Annotated in this window: 19 protein-coding genes; 7 read left to right on the plus strand and 12 right to left on the minus strand. The window is 67.8% G+C overall.

Annotation, left to right across the window (positions count from 1 at the left end; genetic code table 11):
• Positions 1–283 precede the first annotated feature (283 nt).
• From panE to LOS78_RS03125, 7 genes are all read left to right on the plus strand, one after another.
• Positions 284–1,198 carry a 2-dehydropantoate 2-reductase gene (gene panE / locus LOS78_RS03095; protein WP_230376862.1) on the plus strand — a complete coding sequence of 305 codons (915 nt, stop codon included), beginning with the start codon at positions 284–286 and terminating at the stop codon, positions 1,196–1,198.
• Positions 1,199–1,237: 39 nt separating this feature from the next.
• Positions 1,238–2,428 (plus strand): mandelate racemase/muconate lactonizing enzyme family protein, encoded by a 1,191-nt coding sequence (locus tag LOS78_RS03100; protein ID WP_230376864.1) that lies wholly within the window; start codon positions 1,238–1,240, stop codon positions 2,426–2,428.
• 32 nt (positions 2,429–2,460) lie between these two features.
• A complete protein-coding gene (gene sseA, locus LOS78_RS03105; protein ID WP_230376865.1) occupies positions 2,461–3,303 on the plus strand; it encodes a 3-mercaptopyruvate sulfurtransferase in 843 nt (280 codons plus the stop codon).
• Between the two features lie 5 nt (positions 3,304–3,308).
• Positions 3,309–6,119, plus strand: coding sequence for an FAD-binding and (Fe-S)-binding domain-containing protein (locus LOS78_RS03110; protein ID WP_230376866.1), 2,811 nt, complete (start codon positions 3,309–3,311; stop codon positions 6,117–6,119).
• Positions 6,120–6,141: 22 nt separating this feature from the next.
• On the plus strand, positions 6,142–7,008 hold the full coding sequence (locus tag LOS78_RS03115) for an MBL fold metallo-hydrolase (RefSeq protein WP_230376867.1): 867 nt from the start codon (positions 6,142–6,144) through the stop codon (positions 7,006–7,008).
• A gap of 80 nt (positions 7,009–7,088) precedes the next feature.
• Positions 7,089–7,415: a sulfite exporter TauE/SafE family protein gene (locus tag LOS78_RS03120; RefSeq protein WP_230376869.1), complete on the plus strand. Its 327-nt coding sequence runs from the start codon at positions 7,089–7,091 to the stop codon at positions 7,413–7,415.
• A 54-nt stretch (positions 7,416–7,469) separates the two neighbouring features.
• A complete protein-coding gene (locus tag LOS78_RS03125; RefSeq protein ID WP_230376871.1) occupies positions 7,470–7,745 on the plus strand; it encodes a YciI family protein in 276 nt (91 codons plus the stop codon).
• A 60-nt stretch (positions 7,746–7,805) separates the two neighbouring features.
• On the opposite strand, the gene larB is transcribed toward LOS78_RS03125, so the two are convergent.
• The 12 genes from larB to LOS78_RS03185 form a co-directional block, all read right to left on the minus strand.
• Positions 7,806–8,489: a nickel pincer cofactor biosynthesis protein LarB gene (gene larB, locus LOS78_RS03130; RefSeq protein WP_230376873.1), complete on the minus strand. Its 684-nt coding sequence runs from the start codon at positions 8,487–8,489 to the stop codon at positions 7,806–7,808.
• Positions 8,486–9,289 (minus strand): adenine nucleotide alpha hydrolase, encoded by an 804-nt coding sequence (locus LOS78_RS03135; protein WP_230376874.1) that lies wholly within the window; start codon positions 9,287–9,289, stop codon positions 8,486–8,488. Before LOS78_RS03135 ends, larB begins: the two co-directional genes overlap by 4 nt.
• Positions 9,289–10,563 (minus strand): LarC family nickel insertion protein, encoded by a 1,275-nt coding sequence (locus tag LOS78_RS03140; RefSeq protein ID WP_230376876.1) that lies wholly within the window; start codon positions 10,561–10,563, stop codon positions 9,289–9,291. Before LOS78_RS03140 ends, LOS78_RS03135 begins: the two co-directional genes overlap by 1 nt.
• Positions 10,564–10,592: 29 nt before the next feature.
• Positions 10,593–11,117, minus strand: coding sequence for a nickel insertion protein (gene larC / locus LOS78_RS03145; protein ID WP_028717283.1), 525 nt, complete (start codon positions 11,115–11,117; stop codon positions 10,593–10,595).
• Positions 11,117–12,904 (minus strand): hypothetical protein, encoded by a 1,788-nt coding sequence (locus LOS78_RS03150; protein WP_230376877.1) that lies wholly within the window; start codon positions 12,902–12,904, stop codon positions 11,117–11,119. Before LOS78_RS03150 ends, larC begins: the two co-directional genes overlap by 1 nt.
• A 196-nt stretch (positions 12,905–13,100) precedes the next feature.
• A complete protein-coding gene (locus tag LOS78_RS03155) occupies positions 13,101–13,673 on the minus strand; it encodes a hypothetical protein (protein WP_051476485.1) in 573 nt (190 codons plus the stop codon).
• 343 nt (positions 13,674–14,016) lie between these two features.
• Positions 14,017–14,697 carry a cupin domain-containing protein gene (locus tag LOS78_RS03160; protein WP_028717281.1) on the minus strand — a complete coding sequence of 227 codons (681 nt, stop codon included), beginning with the start codon at positions 14,695–14,697 and terminating at the stop codon, positions 14,017–14,019.
• Positions 14,684–15,181, minus strand: coding sequence for an alcohol dehydrogenase catalytic domain-containing protein (locus tag LOS78_RS03165; protein ID WP_230376879.1), 498 nt, complete (start codon positions 15,179–15,181; stop codon positions 14,684–14,686). The genes LOS78_RS03160 and LOS78_RS03165 overlap by 14 nt, the downstream gene beginning before the upstream one ends.
• Positions 15,178–16,467, minus strand: coding sequence for an FAD-dependent oxidoreductase (locus LOS78_RS03170; protein WP_230376880.1), 1,290 nt, complete (start codon positions 16,465–16,467; stop codon positions 15,178–15,180). The genes LOS78_RS03165 and LOS78_RS03170 overlap by 4 nt, the downstream gene beginning before the upstream one ends.
• 94 nt (positions 16,468–16,561) lie before the next feature.
• Positions 16,562–17,479, minus strand: coding sequence for a transcriptional regulator GcvA (gene gcvA, locus LOS78_RS03175; protein WP_230376881.1), 918 nt, complete (start codon positions 17,477–17,479; stop codon positions 16,562–16,564).
• Positions 17,480–17,633: 154 nt separating this feature from the next.
• Positions 17,634–17,843 carry a hypothetical protein gene (locus LOS78_RS03180; RefSeq protein WP_230376882.1) on the minus strand — a complete coding sequence of 70 codons (210 nt, stop codon included), beginning with the start codon at positions 17,841–17,843 and terminating at the stop codon, positions 17,634–17,636.
• A 690-nt stretch (positions 17,844–18,533) separates the two neighbouring features.
• Positions 18,534–19,487: an asparaginase gene (locus LOS78_RS03185; RefSeq protein WP_230376883.1), complete on the minus strand. Its 954-nt coding sequence runs from the start codon at positions 19,485–19,487 to the stop codon at positions 18,534–18,536.
• Positions 19,488–19,680: the final 193 nt, after the last annotated feature.

Raw genomic sequence — 19,680 nt, forward strand, 5'->3', positions numbered from 1 at the left:
CGGAGTGCCTCCCGATGGGTTTTATCTTGGATTTGGCGTCCTCCAGCCGATGGAAACTCCTGGACAAGGCGCGCAATAAATGCCGCAGTCTCATGCCCCTCCCGCAAGGTTTCGCAAGGTATATGGGTAGGGCCCGGGCAAGGCTTCTCAAAAAAATTCAACGGGGCGCATTATTATTGCGGTTGTTGGAATGGAGGGGCGGGCGCAGAACCTTGGCCTGACTGCAAGACGCAAAAAGGGCTGCGATGGCCGCCCGATCGGACCAAGCGCGGAGGAAAGCGGGATGAGGATACTGGTCGTTGGCGCAGGGGCCGTCGGCGGATATTTCGGGGCGCGGCTGGCGGCTGCGGGGCGCGACGTGACCTTCCTGGTCCGCGCGCGTCGGGCGGAACAGTTGCGGCGCGAGGGCATGCAGGTGGTCAGCCCGCATGGCGACCTGACGATCCGGCCGCAGCTTGTCGAGGCCGCGCAGATCGACGGACCCTATGACCTGATCCTGCTCAGCGTGAAGGCCTATACGCTGGACGGCGCGATGGAGGATTTCGCCCCCGCGGTCGGCCCCGGCACGATGATCCTGCCCGCCCTGAACGGCATGCGCCATATCGAGCGGCTTGTGGAGAGCTTCGGCGAAAAGCCGGTGCTGGGCGGGGCCTGCCGCGTGGTGGCGGAACTCAACGACAAGGGCCAGATCGTGCAGATGGCTGAGGTCCAGAGCCTCGTCTATGGCGAGCGCGACGGCACGATCAGCGACCGCATGCGGGCACTTGACACCATCATGCAGGGGGCGGGCTTCTCGGCGGAATCCTCGGACCGGATCATGCAGATCATGTGGGACAAATGGGTCAACCTCGCCGCGCTCGGCGGGATCACCTGCCTGCTTGGCGGCGCGGTCGGGCAGGTCGCCTCGGTCCCCGGCGGTGTGCGCTCGGCCACGGCGCTTTGCAACGAGGCGCTGGCTGTCGCCGGCGCTTATGGCCATGCCCCGACTGAGCAGGAAGCGGCGCGGGTCGTATCGTCGCTGACCAACCCGGACTCGAAGCTGACCGCCTCGATGTATCGCGACATGAAATCCGGCGGCCCGGTCGAGGCCGAGCAGATCCTGGGCGACATGGTCGAAAAGGCCGAGGCCAAGGGGGTCGAGGTGCCGCTGCTGCGCGCCGCCGCCGTGTCGCTGCGCGTCTACGATGCGAGCCGCTGAGAACAGACCGCCGCCCGCCCGAAAACCAAGGAGAGACGCATGAAGGTCGTCAAGGTCGAAGCCATCGAGATCGAGCAATCCGGGCAGGTGGGCATCCCGTCCTGGCGCCATGTCTTCGCCCGCGTCCATACCGACGAGGGCATCACCGGGCTGGGCGAGGTCGGCATGCCCTTCGGCACCGGCGCCCCCGCCGCGGCGCCCATGATCCTGACCCTGGCCGAGCGTTTCGTGCTGGGCCGCGATCCTTTCGACACTGAGACCGTCTGGGAAACCATGCTGCGCCGCTCGTTCTGGGGCGAGGGCGGCGGGCCGGTGATCTTCGGCGCGATGAGCGCGCTGGACGCCGCGCTGTGGGACATCAAGGGCCGGGCGCTTGGCAAGCCGGTCCATCGCCTGCTGGGGGCGGCGACGCCCAAGCCGCTGCGCTGCTATGCCAGCCAGCTGCAATTCGGCTGGGACGATGTGGCGGTGGTGCCGCGCGGCCAGCCCGGTGAATATCGCGAGGTTGCGCAGGCCGCGCGTGCCGAGGGCTATGACTGCGTCAAGGTCGATCCGATCATGGTCGATCCGACCGGCGTCCGGAACCCCAATGTCCGCGGGCTGTTCACGCCCGAGGAGCGCAGGCTGTTCCGCGCCCGGCTGGAGGCCATCCGCGAAGGCGTCGGCCCGGATTGCGACATCATCATCGAGCTGCATTCCTTCAGCTCCTCGGCCGGGGCGTTGCAGGTTTCGGAACTGGCGAAGGATCTGGGCATCCTCTTCATCGAGGAACCCACGCATTACAACAGCACCCACGCCCATATGAAGGTCGCGCGGCGCTCGGACATCCCGATCGCGACGGGCGAAAAGCTTTATACCCGCTGGGGCTTCATGCCCTACCTGGAAGGCGGGGCCGTGGACATGATCCAGCCCGATGTCGGACTGGTCGGCGGAATCTCGGAAGCGTTCAAGATCGCGCATCTGGCCCATGCCTACGACGTGGGGGTGCAGGCGCATATCTGCGGCTCGCCCCTGGCCACGGCCATCGGGCTGCAACTGGAAGCGGCAATCCCGAACTTCGAGATCCACGAGCATCACACCTTCGCCCTGAAGCACACCAACCGCGACCTGTTCGAGCAGGACCTGCAACCCGTGAATGGCCGCTTCGAGGTGCCGACCGCCCCCGGCTTCGGCATGGATTTCACCGCCGCCGCCGAACGCCAGATGATCCGGCAGGATGTGGCGCTGTAAGGCACCGCCGATCCGACAGGAAAGGAACCCTCATGACTTCGCTCGTCACCACCGCCTGGCTTGCCGATCACCTGGACGATCCGCAGGTTGTGCTGCTGGACGCGTCCTTCAAGCTGCCCGGCGCGACGCCGACCGCGCCCGAGGAATTCGCCGAGCGCCACATCCCCACCGCGCAGTTCTTCGACGTGGACACGGTGGCCGATGCCGGCAACCCGCTGCCCCATATGATGCCTTCCGAGGCTGAATTCGCCCGCACCGTGGGCGCCTTGGGGATTTCCAACGATACGATGGTGGTGATCTACGACACCCCCGGCCTGATGTCGGCGGGGCGCGCCTGGTGGATGTTTCGCAGCTTCGGCCATCGCAAACTCGCGATCCTTGACGGCGGGCTGAAGGCCTGGATGGCCGAGGGGCGGCCGGTGACAACCGAGGTGGCGGCGCGGCCCGCCGCCAGCTATCGGGCACAGCTCAACCCAGCCGCCGTCGCCTCGAAGGCCGATGTGCTGGCCAATATCGACAGCAAGGCCCGCGATCTGGTCGATGCGCGTTCCGCCGCGCGCTTCGCCGCCGAGGAGAAGGAGGCCCGCCCCGGCCTGCGCTCGGGCCATGTGCCGGGCAGCCTGAATGTGCCCTTCGACCGCATGACCGATCCGGAGACCGGAAGGATGAAATCGCCGTCAGAGATCGCGCAGGTCTTCCGGCAGGCCGGGCTGGACATGGAGCGGCCCGTCATCGCCTCCTGCGGCTCGGGCGTGACGGCCTGCGCGCTGGCCTTCGGCCTGCATCTGGCGGGCAAGGACGATGTGGCGGTCTATGATGGCTCCTGGGCCGAATGGGGCATGCCGGGCGATACGCCGGTCGCGACCGGGAAATGAGGGACATGCTGCCGGAAACCGATTTCGACGGCTTCGCGGCAGCCGTCCGGCAGGTGGTGCCTGCCGGGCGATTCCTGCTGGACGCGTTTTCGCGCACCGTTCACGGTGCCGATGCCAGCCCCTACAGCCTGCTGCCCCGCGCGGTGATCCTGGTCGAGACCGAGGACGAGGTGGTCGCCATCTGCCGCGCGGCCAGCCGCACGGGCGTCCCGATCACCTTCCGCGCGGCGGGCACCAGCCTGTCGGGGCAGAGCGTGACCGACAGCGTGCTGGTCAAGATGGGCCCGAACGGCTGGCGCCGGTTCGAGGCGGACGAGGATGCCGCAAGCGTGCGCATGGGCCCCGGCCTGATCGGGGCGCAGGCCAATGCGCGGCTGGCGCGGCACCGGCGCAAGATCGGCCCCGACCCGGCCTCGATCTCGGCGGCGATGATCGGCGGGATCATCGCCAACAATTCCAGCGGCATGTGCTGCGGGACGGAACAGAACAGCTATCGCACCCTGCGCTCCATGCGGCTGGTGCTGGCGGACGGGACAACGCTGGACACCGCCGATCCCGAAAGCCGCCGCGCCTTCCGGGCCAGCCATGGCGCGCTGCTGGACGAACTGGCCGCGCTTGCCCGCGCGGTGCGGGACGACGCCGAACTGGGCGCGCTGATCCGGCGCAAGTTCGCGATCAAGAACACCACCGGCTATTCGCTGAACGCGCTGGTCGATTACGATGACCCGTTCGAGATCCTCCAGCACCTGATCGTCGGATCCGAGGGCACGCTGGCCTTCATCTGCGAGGTGACGCTGGAAACCGTGCCCGCGCCCCCGAAGCAATCGGCGGCGCTGGTCTTTTTCGCGGATGTGCGGATCGCCTGTTCGGCGGCCACCGCGCTCAAGGCGCAGCCGGTCTCGGCGGTCGAGATGATGGATTACGCATCGCTGCGCTCGGCGCTTGGCCAGCCCGGCGTACCCGACAGCTTCGCGCATATGCCGCGGGGCACCGCCGCGCTGCTGGTCGACCTGCGCGCCGACGACGCCGAGGCCCTTGCCGCGCAGATGCGATCGGTGACGGCGGCCATCGCGCCCTTCGCGCCGCTGGAGCCGGTGCGCTTTTCGCAAGACCCGCGGACCTATGCGGCTTACTGGAACGTGCGCAAGGGGCTGCTGCCCGCCGTGGGCGGCATGCGCGCGCCCGGCTCGACGGTGATCGTCGAGGATATCGCCGTTCCCATCGACAGCCTTGCCGAAGCCGCCCTTGCCATTCGCGAAATCTTCGACCGGCTGGATTACGGCGATGCGGTGATCTTCGGCCATGCGCTGGACGGCAACCTGCATTTCGTCTTTTCCCAAGCCTTCAACAGTCCCGAGGACATCGCCCGCTATGCCCGGCTGATCGACGAGGTGGCGGAACTGGTCTCGAACCGTTTCCACGGCTCGCTGAAGGCGGAACACGGCACGGGGCGGGCGATGGCGCCCTTCGTGGAGCTGGAATGGGGCAGCAAGGCTTACGAATTGATGCGGCGCATCAAGCGCGCCTTCGATCCGGCGGGCGTGCTGAATCCCGGCGTGATCCTGTCCGACGACCCCCAGATCTATCTCAAGGCGCTGAAATCCCTGCCGGTGGCCGATCCGCTGATCGACAAATGTATCGAATGCGGCTTTTGCGAGCCGGTCTGCCCCTCGCGCGCGCTGACCACCACGCCGCGCCAGCGAATCGTCGCGACGCGTGCGCTGGCGCGCGGCGCGCAGGATGCCAGTTTCGACAAAAGCTATGATTATGCCGCCGTGGATACCTGTGCGGGCGACGGGCTCTGTGCCATGAGCTGCCCCGTGGGCATCGACACGGGCGAGATGATGCGCAGCCGCCGCGCCCTCCGCCACGGTGCTGCCGGGCGCGGCCTTGCCCATGCGGCCGAGCGGCAACTGGGCGCGGTGATGAAGGCCGCCAAGGCCGGGCTTTGGACCAGCGACCGCGCCTATGTCGTGTTGGGCAAAGGCGCGATGACCGGCATCACGCGGGGACTGCGCCGCGTCTCGGGCAGCAGGGTGCCGCAATGGACGCCTTGGCTGCCCAGGCCCGCGCCTGCCCTGCGCGATCCCGCAGGCGAGGCCCCGGATGCGGACCTGCCGCAGATCCTGCTGTTTCGAAGCTGCGTCAGCACCGTTGCCGCGCCCGTCCGCGGCATGCCCGACCCCCGCCCGCTCTGGGACGTTCTGGCGGTGCTGTTCCGGCGCGCGGGCTACCCGGTCCGCATTACCCCGGCTGGCGAGGGGCAATGCTGCGGCCAGCCCTTCGCCAGCAAGGGCTATCCGCAAGCCGCAAGGGACAGCGCCATCCGGCTTGAGGGGCATCTGCGGGCCCAAGGCGGCGGCATCGTCGTCTCGGACACCAGTCCCTGCAGTTTCCGCATGCGGCAGGAACTGGCCGAGGACATGCGCCCGATGGACGTGACCGAGGCGCTGGCGGAACTGGTCCTGCCGCGCCTGTCCATCCGCCGCCGTGCAGGCAGCATTGCGCTGCATATCACCTGCAGCACCCGCAAGATGGGGCAGGCCGACCGGCTGCTGGCCCTTGCCGAAGCCTGCGCCGAGGAGGTGATCGTGCCGCCCGATATCGAATGCTGCGGCTTTGCCGGCAATAAGGGTTTCGAGGTGCCGGAACTGAACGCCAGCGCCCTGCGGACCCTGCGCGACAAGCTGCCGGAACGGGTCACGCGCGGCTATTCGACCAGCATCACCTGCGAGATCGGGCTGTCCGAGCATTCCGGCCGTCCCTACCAGTCGATCGCCTATCTGCTGGACTGGTGCAGCGATCCCGCCCTGTAGTCCCATAACGATGGAGGACAGAATGACGTCATCCCCCCAGGTCGAAGCCTTCTTCGACGAAGCGACGAACACCTTCTCCTATATCGTCCGTGATCCGGGGTCCGACGCCTGCGCGATTGTCGATTCCGTGCTGGACCTGGATTATGCGGCGGGTCGACTGTCTTACGATTCCGCCGACCGCATCATCGCCCGCGTGCGCGAGCAGGGGTTGCGGCTGGAATGGCTGCTGGAGACCCATGTCCATGCCGATCACCTGTCTGCCGCGCCCTATCTGCAACAGGCGCTTGGCGGCAAGATCGGCATCGGCCAGCAGATCACCGTGGTGCAGGAGACCTTCGGCAAGGTCTTCAACGAAGGCACCGAGTTCCGTCGCGACGGATCGCAATTCGACCCGCTGTTTCGGGACGGAGACATTTTCCGGATCGGCACGATGGAGTGCCGCGTCATGCACACGCCGGGCCATACGCCTGCCTGCCTGACCTATGTGATCGGCGATGCGGCTTTCGTGGGCGACACGCTGTTCATGCCTGACGGCGGCACGGCGCGGGCCGATTTTCCGGGCGGCGATGCGCGGATGCTTTACCGCTCGATCCGGCGGGTGCTGGACCTGCTGCCCGCGACGCGGCTGTTCATGTGCCATGATTACGGCCCCAACGGGCGCGACATCCGCAATGAGACCACCGTGGCCGAGCAGCGCGCCCACAATATCCATGTCCACGACGGCGTGACCGAGGATGAATTCGTCGCCATGCGCGAGGCCCGCGACGCCACGCTGGGAATGCCGCGCCTGATCATCCCCTCGCTTCAGGTCAACATGAAGGCCGGCGCCCTTCCCGAGCCCGACGAAAAGGGCAAGCGCCATCTCAAGGTGCCGCTGAACGAGCTTTGACGGCGGGGCGCAGCATCGCGGGCGCCTGCATCCCTGGAAACCCACGAAATCAAGGTCGCCATGCCGCGAACGGAGGATTCATGCCTGATCCCACCGCCACAGCCGCCCTGCACCATGAAGTCGTCATCCTCGGCGCCGGCGCGGCCGGTATTGCCGTCGCCTTGTCACTGGTCGCGGTGACGGCCTTCGGGCTGACCACGGCGCTGAACTATGCACGCGTGGGCCATGTCGACTGGCCGCTGGCGCGGGTCTTCGTGGTCGGCGGCTTATCGGGCGGGATGCTGGGGGCGCGACTGGCGCGGCATCTGTCCACGCGCAGGGGCAGCCTGCACACGGGTTTCGCCGCGTTGGTCGTGCTGGTCGCGATCTACATGCTGGTCCGCCGCGCCGCGGGGCTGGCGGGCTGACCCCTTCGCTTCAACCAGGACCGGGGCTTCCCGGACAACCAAAAGGAGAAACCCATGCTCTTTGCCTTCATCTGCACCGACAAGCCCGATGCGCTGGACATCCGCATGGCCAACCGCCCGGCCCATCTGGAATGGCTGGATTCCACCCCCGGCGTCTATATCGCCGGGCCGCTGCTGGATGAGGGGCAGACACCCTGCGGCAGCATCCTGGTCGTCGAGCATGAGGATATCGAAGCGGCGAGCCAGTGGGCCGCGCAAGATCCTTACGCGCAGGCGGGCCTGTTCGAATCCGTCGCCATTCGCGAGTGGAAGAAGGTGATCGGGCAATAGGCCTGTCCCAGCCTGTATTGCCAGGAAGGCGCAGCTTGGAAAAAGCTGCGCCTTCCGCCGTCAGCGCCTCTCAGCCAGGGCTGCGGCCTTGCGGATCATGTTCAGCGCCCGGTAGGCCGCGCAGGCGGCGCCATAGCCGTTATCGATATTGACCACCGTCAGCCCCGGCGCACATGAGGCCAGCGCCGCGTTCAGCGCCGTCTGCCCGCCATGAGATGCTCCATAGCCGGTTGAGGTGGGCAGGCAGATGATCACCCCCGGCACCAGCCCGCCCAGCACGCTTGGCAGGGCGCCGTCCATGCCGGCGACCGCGACGATCACCGGGAATTTCTGCAGCTCCTCGACATTGCCCAGCAGGCGCCACAGGCCGGCCACGCCGATATCGATGAATTGCTGCGTCGGGGCACCCAGATAGGTCAGGGTGCGGATGACCTCGGCCGCCTGCGGCATGTCGGAACTGCCGGCCGAGACGACGGCGATCTGCGCGGGGCCAGGCGCTTCGGGTGGGGTCCAGTTGAAATAGCCGATGCGCGAGATCGGGTCGTAATCCAGCCGCGCCCGGTGATCGGCCGGGAAGCGTTCGAAGACGTCCTGTTCAAGCCGTGTCATGAGGCAGCTTTCGCCGCGCTCGAACACATGGTCCATGATCGTCGCCAGCTGCGCATCCGATTTCCGGGCGCAGAGGATGGCTTCGCCAAAGCCGACACGCTCGTGCCGTTGAAAGTCCAGTCGGATCTCGGTCATTCGGTTTGCTCGCGAAGAAAGGCGCTGCCGCGCGTATAGCCCTGGAACAGGACGGGCCGGTCGCTGCCGAAGGCTGCGCCGATCTTTTGCGTCAAGGCCCGTTGGTGTTCGGGAGAAAGCCGCGACAGGGCGGCGGGATCAAGCTCGACCACCACCCCCGTAGCGCGGACGCGGCAGCGCACGGTCCTTGGCGCCAGTTCGTCGCGCAGCAGGGTCTCGATGCGGTCCACGGCGTGCAGCGTCTGCGGCTCGATGCGCAGCGCGGTCTCGATCCGGCTGGACAGGCAGGGGGCCGAGGGCATCTCGGCCAGGTCGTGCAGCCCATGCGCGGCCGCCATGGCGCGCACATCGGCCTTGGTCATGCCCGCCTCGACGAAAGGATGGCGCACATGGTTGGCCTCGGCGGCCTTCAGACCGGGGCGCCAATCGCCCAGATCGTCCATGTTGGTGCCTGAAAACAGCTGCGCTTCGGTATGCCCGGCCAGCGTGCCGTAAAGGTTCGATTTGCAGAAAAAGCAACGGTTCGAGGGGTTTGAAAGGTATCTTTCATCCGAAAACTCGCCCGCGTCCACGATGCGCAACTGCCAGCCGTGGCGGGCCGCATAGTCCCGGATGCGCGCCGTTGCCGCCTGCGGCACGGCAGGGGACGAGGCGTGGAACATGGTCACGTCCCTGCCCATGGCTCGATGCGCGACATAGGCCAGTGTCATGCTGTCGACGCCGCCCGAGACCGCCACGGCGGCCGGCCCGGCGCTGTCGAAAACCCCATGCAGCCGGCTAAGGAAATCCGCGGTTTGCATCAGTCTTTCACCTTTTCCTGCAATGCCTGCGCCTCGGCGGCCCGCCGCAGCTCGGCGCGTTGCTTCTGGCTGTCGGCGGTCGCGGCATCGTCGATCTCGGCCTTGGCGGTGGTGCCGCCGGGGCGCTCGGCCAGCTTGACGCGGATGCCGCCCTCGGCGGTCACGGCGCGGCGCGGAAGAATTGCCCGGGCCTCGATCCGGCTGCGCAGGCCCAGCGTGGTCGTCTGGCGAAAGCAAAGCGCGCTGACCCGGGCGACGGCCTCGGGCCGGGTCAGGACCTGGATGGCGGCCATCATCCGGCCCTTCTTGCCGATGGCAAGGCTTTGGGTCACGTCGATGACGGTGGGATCGGCGCGGATCCGGTCCAGCGCGGCGGCCAGTTCCTCGCCGCTCTGATCGTCGATCTCGAACTGGATGACGCCGACGCGATCCTCGGTTCGACCATCCTCATCGGTCAGGGCCAGGACGCGCAGGACGTTGCTCATGCCTTGAAAGCGGCGGGTGCCGAAGCCGATCCCGCTGCGCGCAAGCCGGCGCGGGCTGGCGCCGATGCCCGGTGCCGGCGCCAGATAGCGCAGGATGGCGGCACCCGTCGGCGTGATCCGTTCGCCGGGGTGGCCGTCGTCGTGGAAGGTGAAGCCGCGCAGCAGCAGGGTGGTGGCCGGGGCGGGGACCGGCAGGCGGCCATGCTCAGTCTCGATCCAGCCCCGGCCCAGAGGCAGCGAGCCGACCGACCAGCCGGTCGCGCCGGCGCCCACGATCAGGGTGGCGGCGGCGACGATGTCGGCGATGGAATCCCAGTTGCCGACCTCGTGAAAGGCGACGGCGTCGAGTTCCTTGCCATGGACCTGCGCCTCGGCCGTGGCGAGTTCGTGAAAGATGCCGATGGCCGCCTGCTTGACCGGCTCGGGCAGGCCGCTGGCCTGAAGGCTGGCCCGCCACTCGCGCCAATGGGTGTGGTGATGGTGGCCGTGGTGGTCGTCGGCGTGGGGGTGATGCCCGTGATGATGGTGCCCGTGCCCATGGTCGTGGTCGTGAGGATGGTCATGCGCTTGGGCGTGACCGTCGGTCTTGCCGTTCTTCGTCACGACGAAGCGATGCCCGGTCAGCACCCCGTCGTCATGGGCCACGGGTTCGGCATGCACATCGGCGTCCAACCCGGCCAGCCGCAGATTGGCCTGCACCTCGCCGGCCAGGTCGGGCCAGGCGTCCAGCAGGGCGGCCACGAACATGTCGCCCGCGACCCCGCCCAGGGCGTCAAGATGGATATGCATCTGCGCGTTCCTTTCCAATCATGCCCAGTCTAGCGGGCCGGCTCGTCCAGATCGACGGCAAGGATGTCCGGCGGCTCGATCGTGCCCACCGCCGTTTCCGCTGCCGCCTTCAGCACCGCCAGGGGGATGGGTCTGTCCTCGGCCATGGCGGCGCAGATCGCCGCCAGATCGTCGTGTTCTGCCTTGGCGCGCATGAACACGCCATCGCTGAGGATGCGCTTGATGCGCAGCGGAAAGCGGCGGCTGGTGCCATTCCAGCGCAGCTCCAGCCGGGTCTGATAGCGGCGGATGTCGAAATGCTTGTGCTGCGATTCCAGCACGCGATAGCCCCAGATCCCCAGCTCGGCCGCCAGAAGCACGGCGAATTCCGCCTCGTCCCCGGCCTCGATGTCGACCAGCAGCACGTAGCCGGGACGCCCCTTCTTGCCCAGGCTCGACAGCAGCTGGACGTTTCGGGCGCCCATGTCGGCCATCTGGCTGATGACGCGCCCCAGCAATTCGCCGGGCGCGTCGTCGATCTGGGCCATCAGCAGGATGACGCCGGTATCCGCCATCACAGTGCCATGGTCTCGACGGCCACCAGGGCGGCGGCCTCGGCCTTGGCCTTGGTGCCCGGGATGCCGGCCGAGATGATGCCGGCCGTCTGCGCCTCAAGCGCCGCGTCCGAGGGCGACATCTTGCCCATGGCCGCCGCCACCACCGCCGGAACGGTGACGTTGACGATCACGTTGCCGGCCAGCAGCAGCTCGCTGGCGATGGGCGCAAGCACCGAGAGGAACGGCGCGCGTTCCTTGCCGATGCCCTGCGCGACCTCGGGGACGACGGCGTTGATGACGCCTTCCATGCGGATGGTCTCGTCCCCCAGCGTCACCTCGGCGTCCAGCGCCGGGTCGAAGGCCAGCCAGCGCGCCGCCATCTTGCTGGAGCGGCGCGCGCCCTTGGCGATCCTGGTGAAATGCACCTTGACCGTCTTGCCCTTGGCCCTGGTCAGCGCCTCGGCGCCGCGCTTTTCGACCCGCAGCTGGCGTTCATGGTCCAGTTCGCGGACGATGTCGCCCAGGCTCTTGCCCGCGGACAGCTCGTCATAGGTGCGGCTGGCGCGGTCATAAAGCACCCGCGTCAGCACCGGCGTCGAGGCGATGATCAGCGCATCCGTTACCGGCCCGTTGCAGACCTGCGTGGCCTTGCGGCCGATGATGTTCATGGCGATCATCGCGGTGTCGGGGTCGAAGCTGGTCGCCAGCCTGCGCTCGCGCAGCGCCTTGGCGACCGATTGCTCGGTCGAGCCGTCCTCCAGCAGGCACAAGAGCGCGATCACCGCATCGCCGCAGACATGGCCAAGCGGCGGGTTCACCGGGCCGGCGCCGGCGCCGCAGATCCCCTCTTCGAAGACCGAGATGATCTCGTCCAGCGCCATGATGCCGATCACGGTCGGCCCGCCGATATCCTTGAGGATCAGGCCCAGGTCGCCGATCAGCTTGCCGGTATCGACTTCCTTGCCGGTGATCCGGACATGCAGCTTTTCCGGCAGTCCGGCGGTGCGCACGGCGGACAGGCCGGCGACATAGGCGCTCGTGACCTTGCCATAGGGGCCGTATTCCTCGCGCACATCGGCGTCGGGATGGATGATCTCCAGGATGGCGGCGGCGCCGAACAGCGCCGACAGAAATTTCTGGCTGGGCATGCCGGCGCCGGACATGGCGTCCATCATCGCCTTGGTGCCGATGGCGGCGCCTTTTTCGGCCATGCCGGGGAAGATGAAATCCTCGCCCAGGGCGCCGTGCCCGACCATCACGCCGCCGCCGACGCCCTCGGGGATGTCGCGGCCCTGGATCGGCGACAGCTTGCCCTTCATCATCGCGTCATAGACCGCCGAGACCGCGGCGAAGCCCGAGATCTTGTTGTTCATCTTGGCCGTCGGCACCGCGGCAAGGCCCGAGCGGCTGACCCCCGCGATCATGCGCGCCGAGGAGCCCAGCTTGCGGTTGCCCGCCGGGATGCCGACCTGCGCATTCGCGCCGACCAGGTAAAGGATCGTCGCGGCGATCAGCGCCGCGTTGGCGCCGTCCGCGCCGCCGTCCTTCGCCACCTTGATCGCCTTGGCCAGCAGGTCGTCAATCGGCTGGTGGACGGCATCGGCGAATTTCACCTCGGGGCTGACGCCGCGGCGCAGCTCGGTCGCGATCACGTTGCAGACCGCGACGACGGGGATGTTGAGCATCCCATGGCCTCCGGTCAGGGCCTCGACCCGGTCGCTGGTCAGCCAGCCGGGGTTCGATGCCGCCGCCATGACCGAGGCCAGGATGACCTTTTCGCGCTGCTGATCGGATGTCTTGTCCATCTGTTCCTCCCACCGCATGCCTGCGGTTCAGACAATTTCAAGTACTCTGCCCGGCATCCTCGGGGTTTCACGGGAAGATGGCCGGGCGCACATTTCCGGTCGCCCTGGGTTTCGGCCTTCAAGACACGGTGTAATCCATCTTTCTTCGACAAGACCGCGAAAAGATTTCAACCTTCATGAGTTTATATGATCGCGCTCAGCGGACCGCCGCGTTTCTGGTTCGGGTCGCACGCCAGAGCAGAGGTGCGAGCACGAAGGCGACCGCCGGAAAGACCATCCGGTTGACCGTGCCCCAGCCCGAGCTGTGAAGAAGCGAGCCGGAGAAGAAGGATGCGCAGGCCACGGCGCCGAAAACCACAAAGTCGTTGACCCCTTGCGCCTTGCCGCGTTCTTCGGGCCCCGCGAAGGCATGGCCGGGCAGCGCCTCCCGCGTCCAGATCACCAGTTGCGGGCCGATGATCGCGGCGGCGAGGCCGCCCAGCATCACCCGCGCGATGGCCCTTTCCCGGTCATGCCCGCCAAGACCGTCGGTTGCGGCGAAGCGGTAGCTTTGCACATAGGCCGAGTAGAAACCGGCCAGGAAGGTGCCGGCGCAGAAGATCAGGAAGCTGGCCCAGACGATGCCCGTCGTGGCAACCAGCCCGGCCAGCATGCCGATCATGGCACCGAAGACATAGCTGGAACGCCGGCCGAAATGGCGCATCGCCACGGCCGCCGGGATCGTCCCCAGCGCCAGCCCCAGGTTCAGCAGGCTGACCGGCAGGGTCACCAGCGCCGGGTTCGAGGACAGTTGCTGGCTGACCTAGACCGCCAAGGGACACCACGATAGGCGTGCTGGCGCCGCCAAGCGATTGGGCGGCCGTGAGCATCCAGGTGTTTCTCGGCGCGGTATGGTGGTGATCCGACATTCTGGTCCTTTCCCGGTGGTTGACCGCCCCGGTCGTTTCAAGGCCCCCAAGGGCCTGAGGAGGTGTTTCAATAACTGTTTCCTGCGCGCCGCCGGAGCGACTGGATGCCGTCTCGGACGGCAGGACGATCCTTTCGTCCCGAGGGCGGCGCGCTGCTGGAATGGCTGGGCGCCGATAGGGCGTCTGGGCCGACGATTCCCGAAGTTAGTCGGGCATCGGCAATACATCCGGGTGTTGAAGCGGTGCGTCCTTGATCCAGATCTGCGCGCCATTCGCCCCGGCGGTGGCCCTGAGAGCCTGCCCTGAGGGGAAGCGGCCCCAGCCCTGCGCCTCCAGCGTTTCGTCGCCGATGGCCAGGCTGCCCGACAGGACGAGGAACTCCAGCCCGCGCGGGTTCTCGACGGTGATATCGGCATCGGGCTGCCAGTCCTCGACGGTAACACGCTCGGCCGCATCCTCGAACAGCAGCCGTGCTGCGCTGGCGCCGGGGCGAGGGGCAACAGTTTCGCCCTCGCCGGGCTGGCGCACGACCTGCAGGTTGTCGCCCGCGCGGTATTGCCAGAGCCTGACGAAGATCGTGCAGCCGTCCTGCGAGGCGGGCACATGCGAGGTGCCGGGCGGATTGCGGAAATAGCTGCCCGCGGGATAGTCGCCATGCTCGTCCTGGAAGGTGCCCTCGAGGACAAGGATTTCCTCGCCGCCGCTGTGGATATGGCGGAGAAAGGCGCTGCCCGGCGCATAGCGGACCAGCGAGGTCGCCCGCGCCACCTCGTCGCCCAGGCGATACAGCATCCGCCGGTCCACCCCCGCTGCGGGGCTGGGCATCCAGTCCAGTTCGGCGGATTGCACCAGAACCGGCTGCGTCAGGTCGTCATTGATGCGCATGTGCATGCTCCTTCATCGTCAGGACCATCCTGAATTTCACATCCCCCGAGCGCATTTTCCGATAGGCCTCCATGGCGCGCTCCAGCGGCATGGTCTCGATCATCGGGCGCGCGCCGGTCATCTCGGCATAGCCGCCATCGCAGGATGCGCCGAGGACGGGCTGGTTGCGGCACAGGTGGAACCGGCCCCGGCGGCATTCGCGGCAGGTTTCGCAATGGCCGCCGAACCGGCCGACCCCGACGCGCTGGCCGATGCGCCAGATTGGGGGCACGCCTTCGCCCAGCTTCGCGATGCGGCCGACGACCTCATGGCCGGGGATGCGGCCGGGCGTGCCATGCTCGATATCGCCGCTGTCCGCGCCGCAAATCCCGCAGGCCTCGACCGCGATGAGGACATGGCCGGGCTGCGGCTGCGGGACAGGCCGCTCGACCAGCTCCAGCCGGCCCGGTTCTGCGATCTGCATGGCGCGATAGGTGGCTGTCACGGCTTTGCGCTCCTGTGCTTGAGGTGCTGGCGGATCAGCGCGGCGGCGGCGCGTTCTCCGGCCTCGATGGCGCCGGCGAGATAGCCGGGGTCGTGGATGGCCGTTTCGCTGCCCGCAAGCGTCAGGCTATCCTGCCAGATGTCGCCGCTCCAGTCGCGCTTGCCGCCGAGGGGATGGTCTCCGGCGGCCTGGTCCAGCGGCGTCGCGGTCAGCGGGTCGGCGGCCCAGTCCTTGTAGAGTGTGGCTTGAGGGGCGAGTGCATTTGGCCCGAACAGCTGCCCCAGTTGCGCAACGCTTGCCACGATGACCGCATCACGCCCCGCCTGCGACCGATGGGCTGCCGGAACGCCCACGAAACCGAACAGCGCCGCCGTGCCCGAAGCCGTGGTCGCGTCGTGGATTTCGACCAGCGGGCCGATCTGGCTATGCGCCGTGCCCGACAGCCCGGCATCCCGCCAGAAGGGACGGTCGTAGATCGCGAAGAACTTGGCATGCGGCGCCATCCATGTGGGCGTAGCGCGCCAGAGGGCAAGGGTTCGGGGCTCGGGCGCGGGGTCCAGGGCCATGGTCCCGGCCAGCAGGCGCGGCGGCAGCGCGCAGATGACATGGGCGGCCGTGATCGGTTCGGGCGAGCCCGCGACATGCGCGGCGACGCCATTCTCGGTGCGGGTGATCCGGTCGACGCGGAGACCAAGGCGAATGCTGTCGGCCGGCAGCCGAGCGGCCAGTGCCGCGATGATCGCGCCGGTGCCGCCGGCCAGCCGCATCGAGGCCGGCTCCTGCCGCATCGTCGGATAACGCTCGGGCGCCGCGCTGCCCGCGCGCTGGAACAGCAGCGACCCTTCGCTGGCCTGCGCGAAGGCGGCAAGGCCCAGTTCCCTGACGACGCGGTCCATGCCGGCATGCATGTCGGGCCAGAACCACGAGGGGCCGAGATCGAACGCGTCCGAGGCGGGCAACCCATTCGCGCCGGCCGTCAGGATACGACCGCCCAGCCGGTCGCGCGCCTCGACCAGCAGGAACCCGACGCCCGCGCGATAGAGGTGCCACGCGGCGGTGAGGCCGGAAAGCCCACCGCCGAGAATCAGGACAGGCAAGCGTCGCGGCCCATCCGCCACGACGGAACCGGGGCGGCCTCCCGGCGCCATGCTCGCCTTCTCGGCCAGGACCTCATTTTCCAGGCGCGTCGGGGGCATCGAAAACTCGGCTTGAATAGACCAGGGCCGCGCCGACCGAAGCGCCTCCATCGCATAGAGGTAGACTGCCCGGTCCTGGATGTTGCCCATTGTCATCCCTCTGCGTCACGGAATGGAAGCTTCCACATGTGTCCGGCGATGGGGATTTGACAAACGAGACTTTCTTGACCGCGGAAAAGAAAAACTATCCCGAGCGAAAGCGGCCCGCCGTGCAGCGCAGCGTGGCTGCGGCTTCCTCGAACAGCCAGTCCCTGAAGGTCTTCAGCTTCGGCAGGGCCGCATATTCGCGGCGATGGACGACGTAATAGGCCAGTTTCGACGGCACATGCACTTGCGGGAACAGCCGGCACAACCGTCCGGCGGCCAGGTCATCATGCGCCAGGATGCTGCGGGCCAGCGCCACCCCGCGGCCCTCGATCACGGCCTGAAGCACGGATGCGGAGTTGTTGATGCCCATGCCGCGCTGCGGCGCCTCGTCCGTCACGCCGGCGGCTCGCAGCCATCTCTCCCAGGTGACGAAGCCCAGGGCGGGGTCGACGGAATGATCGTGGATCAAAGTCGCGCGAAGCAGGTCGGCAGGAGCGGTCAGGTTGTGCCGCTCGCGGAAGCGGCTGGCACAGACGGGAAAGACCTCCTCGTCCATCAGCTTTTCGGCGACGAGGCCGGGCCAGTCGCCCTTGCCGTAGCGGATCCCGACATCGATTCCCTGCGCCGCGTAATCGGCCAGCTTCAGGCTGGTCTCCAGGCGGATATCGGTATCGGGGCACCGGGCCTGAAAGCGGTCGATGCGCGGCAGCAGCCATTTGGCGGCGAAGGCGGGGCTGACGGTGACGTTCAGGATGCCGCCCGTCGTGACCTCGCGCAGCCGTTCCAGCCCGATGCCCAGCCGGTCGAGGCCGGCGCGAATGTCCGGCAGGGCGCGCTCGGCCGCATCGGTGGCGGTCAGCCGCGCCTTGCCTGTCGGGCTGCGGTGGAAAAGCGGGTGACCCAACCAATCCTCCAGTCCGCGCACCATCTGTCCGACGGCGGCGGGCGTGACATTGAGCTCTGCCGCCGCGCCCGAAAAGCTGCCATGCCGGGCGCTGGCCTCGAAAGCGCGCAAGGCGTTCAGATAGACCGGGGATTTTCTGTTCAGGGCACCTACTCCTGTCGGGCTGACCTTGCTACGGCGTGCTGCACGCCTTGGTCAGCATATAGCACATCGGGTCGCATACCGGGCGAATGGGACGACGGGCGGCATTCGCCAAGCCTGCGCGTCAGGGCTCAACGGAGCGCACGAGCCGAAAGAATCCGGCCATGTGTTCGATCCGGCTTTCGCCGGCGCGGGTGCCCAGGTTGATGCTTTTGTGCAGGCCCTGGTAGCCGATTTTCAGCAGTCGGATCGGCATGCTCGCGGCCGCTTCGCGCAAAAGCCAATCGGGAAGCACCGTGATGCAGCGGCCGGCGGCGACCAGCTGCAGCATCATGTCGATGGATTCCGCGGTGATATGCCGGGCCGGGAGGACGGGCGGGCAGCAGGAAGCGCGTGAAGATGTCCAGCCGCTCGACCGGAACCGGCACGGTGATCAGAGTCTCGTTCACCAGAGCCTCGGGCCGGACGGTCTGGCTTTCCGCGAGCCGATGGCCCTGCCGCACCGCCAGCATCAGCTCGGGGAGCCGCGCGGCATCGAGGGACGGATCGAAAGGTCATTCAGACGGACATCCCGCCCTCGGACCGGGTGAAGTGCATTCGGCAGGCAGTTCACGGTCCAGCGCCGCGATCATCCGGTCGCGGCGCGCGGAATAGGCCGCGCGGTTCCGGCCGACATGCAGCCCGCACGCAAGGGGTTTCGCAAACGTCCCGCAATAGACGGTGCGTGTATCTTCGATGCTGTCGTGGCGGGCGATGTTCAGGGCCTCGGCCAGGTTCCGCAATGCCTCGCGGCCGGCTAGGGACAGTGTTCCTCTCCTAGGATCGGCGAAGTCCGGGGAAAGAACAGCTTCCTGAGGTCGCCGACCGGTCGCGCGCCGTTGCTGGGCCCCTGTGGCCGAAGCCGGGCCATCTGCGGCTCGGCCAGACAGGCGGGCTGCTCATTGTCAGGGGCTTCTCAAGGAGCCTGAATCACGCCTGGAAAATACTTTCTATATCAATCGCATTAGATTGATATGACGTGATATTACACCGTCTGCGGCGCGGATTCGAAGGCTTGGGCGATTTCCGTCTCGGTGCAGCGATTGGCCAGCATCGCCGCCAGCAGGATGCGCGCCTGTCCGGGGCGCAGCAGCCGGGCGTGGATGGCGCCCGCGCGCCGCATGTCGTGACCGCCGCCACCGCCGCCATAGATCGGCGACAGCAGCCCTTCGGGCACGCGGCTGGAGACCACCACCACGACGCCCTGGGCCTTGGCGCGCGCGATGGCCGCGACCAGCTCGGCTGTCGCATTGCCCGAACCCAGCGCCGAAATGACGATGCCCCGCGCCCCGGCGGCCAGGCTGGCCTCGAGATGCAGACCGTCGCTGCCGGGATGGGTGGCGACGATATCGACGCGGAAGCCGCCGACCGGCGCGGGCAGGGGCCGGGTGACGGTCGCGCCCTCTTCGGCCACGCGGCGGAAGGCGTCCGGCGCGTCCGAGGTGAACTTGTAAAGCCCCCAGGCCGGGAACATCCGGCCGCCGAAAGCCAGGGTGACGCCTGGCCCGGCCGCCGGCCGCAGCGCCGCGCGGACCGCATCGGCTAGGTTGCGCCCCCCGTCCGAACGCGGGTGATCCGAGGCGAATTGCGCGCCGGTGAACACCACCGGCTTGCGCGGCGCGTGTTGCAGCTGCACCAGCAGCGCGGTTTCCTCCATCGCATCGGTGCCGTGCAGCGCCACGATGCCGGCGATGCGGGGGTCGGCCAGCTCGGCCGCCACCGCGTCGCTGATGCGCTGCATGTCGGAAAGCGTCAGGCTGGCGGAATCCTTGGCCAGCACCTCGCGCGGGCGCAGCTCGACCGCCATGGGCGGCAGCAGCGCCAGCAGGTCCCCGGCCCCCAGCCGCGGCCGCGCGGCGCCGTCCGCGCCGCGGCTGCTGGCAATGGTGCCGCCGGTGGCAAGCACTGCCAGCAGCGATTTCTGTCCGGTTCCGGTCACGTGTCGAGCCGCATGGTCGCGCAATCCCCCCTTGCAGACCCGCGGCGAGGTAGGGGCATGCCCGCCCGCCGCAATCTGTCTGACAGCTTCGATTACCACAGCGGGCGTCGGGGTCAAGTCACCTTGGTCGCGGCATGATGCGTGATCTTGCGTCAGGGGGCCGTTCGGGCGATGCATTGTTGCGCCGGCCGGG

It is taken from the genome of Paracoccus sp. MA (assembly GCF_020990385.1).
Taxonomy (GTDB): domain Bacteria; phylum Pseudomonadota; class Alphaproteobacteria; order Rhodobacterales; family Rhodobacteraceae; genus Paracoccus.

Excerpts from the sequence above, each read along its gene's own strand:
- panE (WP_230376862.1), top strand. The coding sequence starts at position 284 with ATGAGGATACTGGTCGTTGGCGCAGGGGCCGTCGGCGGATATTTCGGG.
- LOS78_RS03100 (WP_230376864.1), top strand. The coding sequence starts at position 1,238 with ATGAAGGTCGTCAAGGTCGAAGCCATCGAGATCGAGCAATCCGGGCAG.
- sseA (WP_230376865.1), top strand. The coding sequence starts at position 2,461 with ATGACTTCGCTCGTCACCACCGCCTGGCTTGCCGATCACCTGGACGAT.
- LOS78_RS03110 (WP_230376866.1), top strand. The coding sequence starts at position 3,309 with ATGCTGCCGGAAACCGATTTCGACGGCTTCGCGGCAGCCGTCCGGCAG.
- LOS78_RS03115 (WP_230376867.1), top strand. The coding sequence starts at position 6,142 with ATGACGTCATCCCCCCAGGTCGAAGCCTTCTTCGACGAAGCGACGAAC.
- LOS78_RS03120 (WP_230376869.1), top strand. The coding sequence starts at position 7,089 with ATGCCTGATCCCACCGCCACAGCCGCCCTGCACCATGAAGTCGTCATC.
- LOS78_RS03125 (WP_230376871.1), top strand. The coding sequence starts at position 7,470 with ATGCTCTTTGCCTTCATCTGCACCGACAAGCCCGATGCGCTGGACATC.
- larB (WP_230376873.1), bottom strand. The coding sequence starts at position 8,489 with ATGACCGAGATCCGACTGGACTTTCAACGGCACGAGCGTGTCGGCTTT.
- LOS78_RS03135 (WP_230376874.1), bottom strand. The coding sequence starts at position 9,289 with ATGCAAACCGCGGATTTCCTTAGCCGGCTGCATGGGGTTTTCGACAGC.
- LOS78_RS03140 (WP_230376876.1), bottom strand. The coding sequence starts at position 10,563 with ATGCATATCCATCTTGACGCCCTGGGCGGGGTCGCGGGCGACATGTTC.
- larC (WP_028717283.1), bottom strand. The coding sequence starts at position 11,117 with ATGGCGGATACCGGCGTCATCCTGCTGATGGCCCAGATCGACGACGCG.
- LOS78_RS03150 (WP_230376877.1), bottom strand. The coding sequence starts at position 12,904 with ATGGACAAGACATCCGATCAGCAGCGCGAAAAGGTCATCCTGGCCTCG.
- LOS78_RS03160 (WP_028717281.1), bottom strand. The coding sequence starts at position 14,697 with ATGCGCATCAATGACGACCTGACGCAGCCGGTTCTGGTGCAATCCGCC.
- LOS78_RS03170 (WP_230376880.1), bottom strand. The coding sequence starts at position 16,467 with ATGGGCAACATCCAGGACCGGGCAGTCTACCTCTATGCGATGGAGGCG.
- LOS78_RS03180 (WP_230376882.1), bottom strand. The coding sequence starts at position 17,843 with ATGATGCTGCAGCTGGTCGCCGCCGGCCGCTGCATCACGGTGCTTCCC.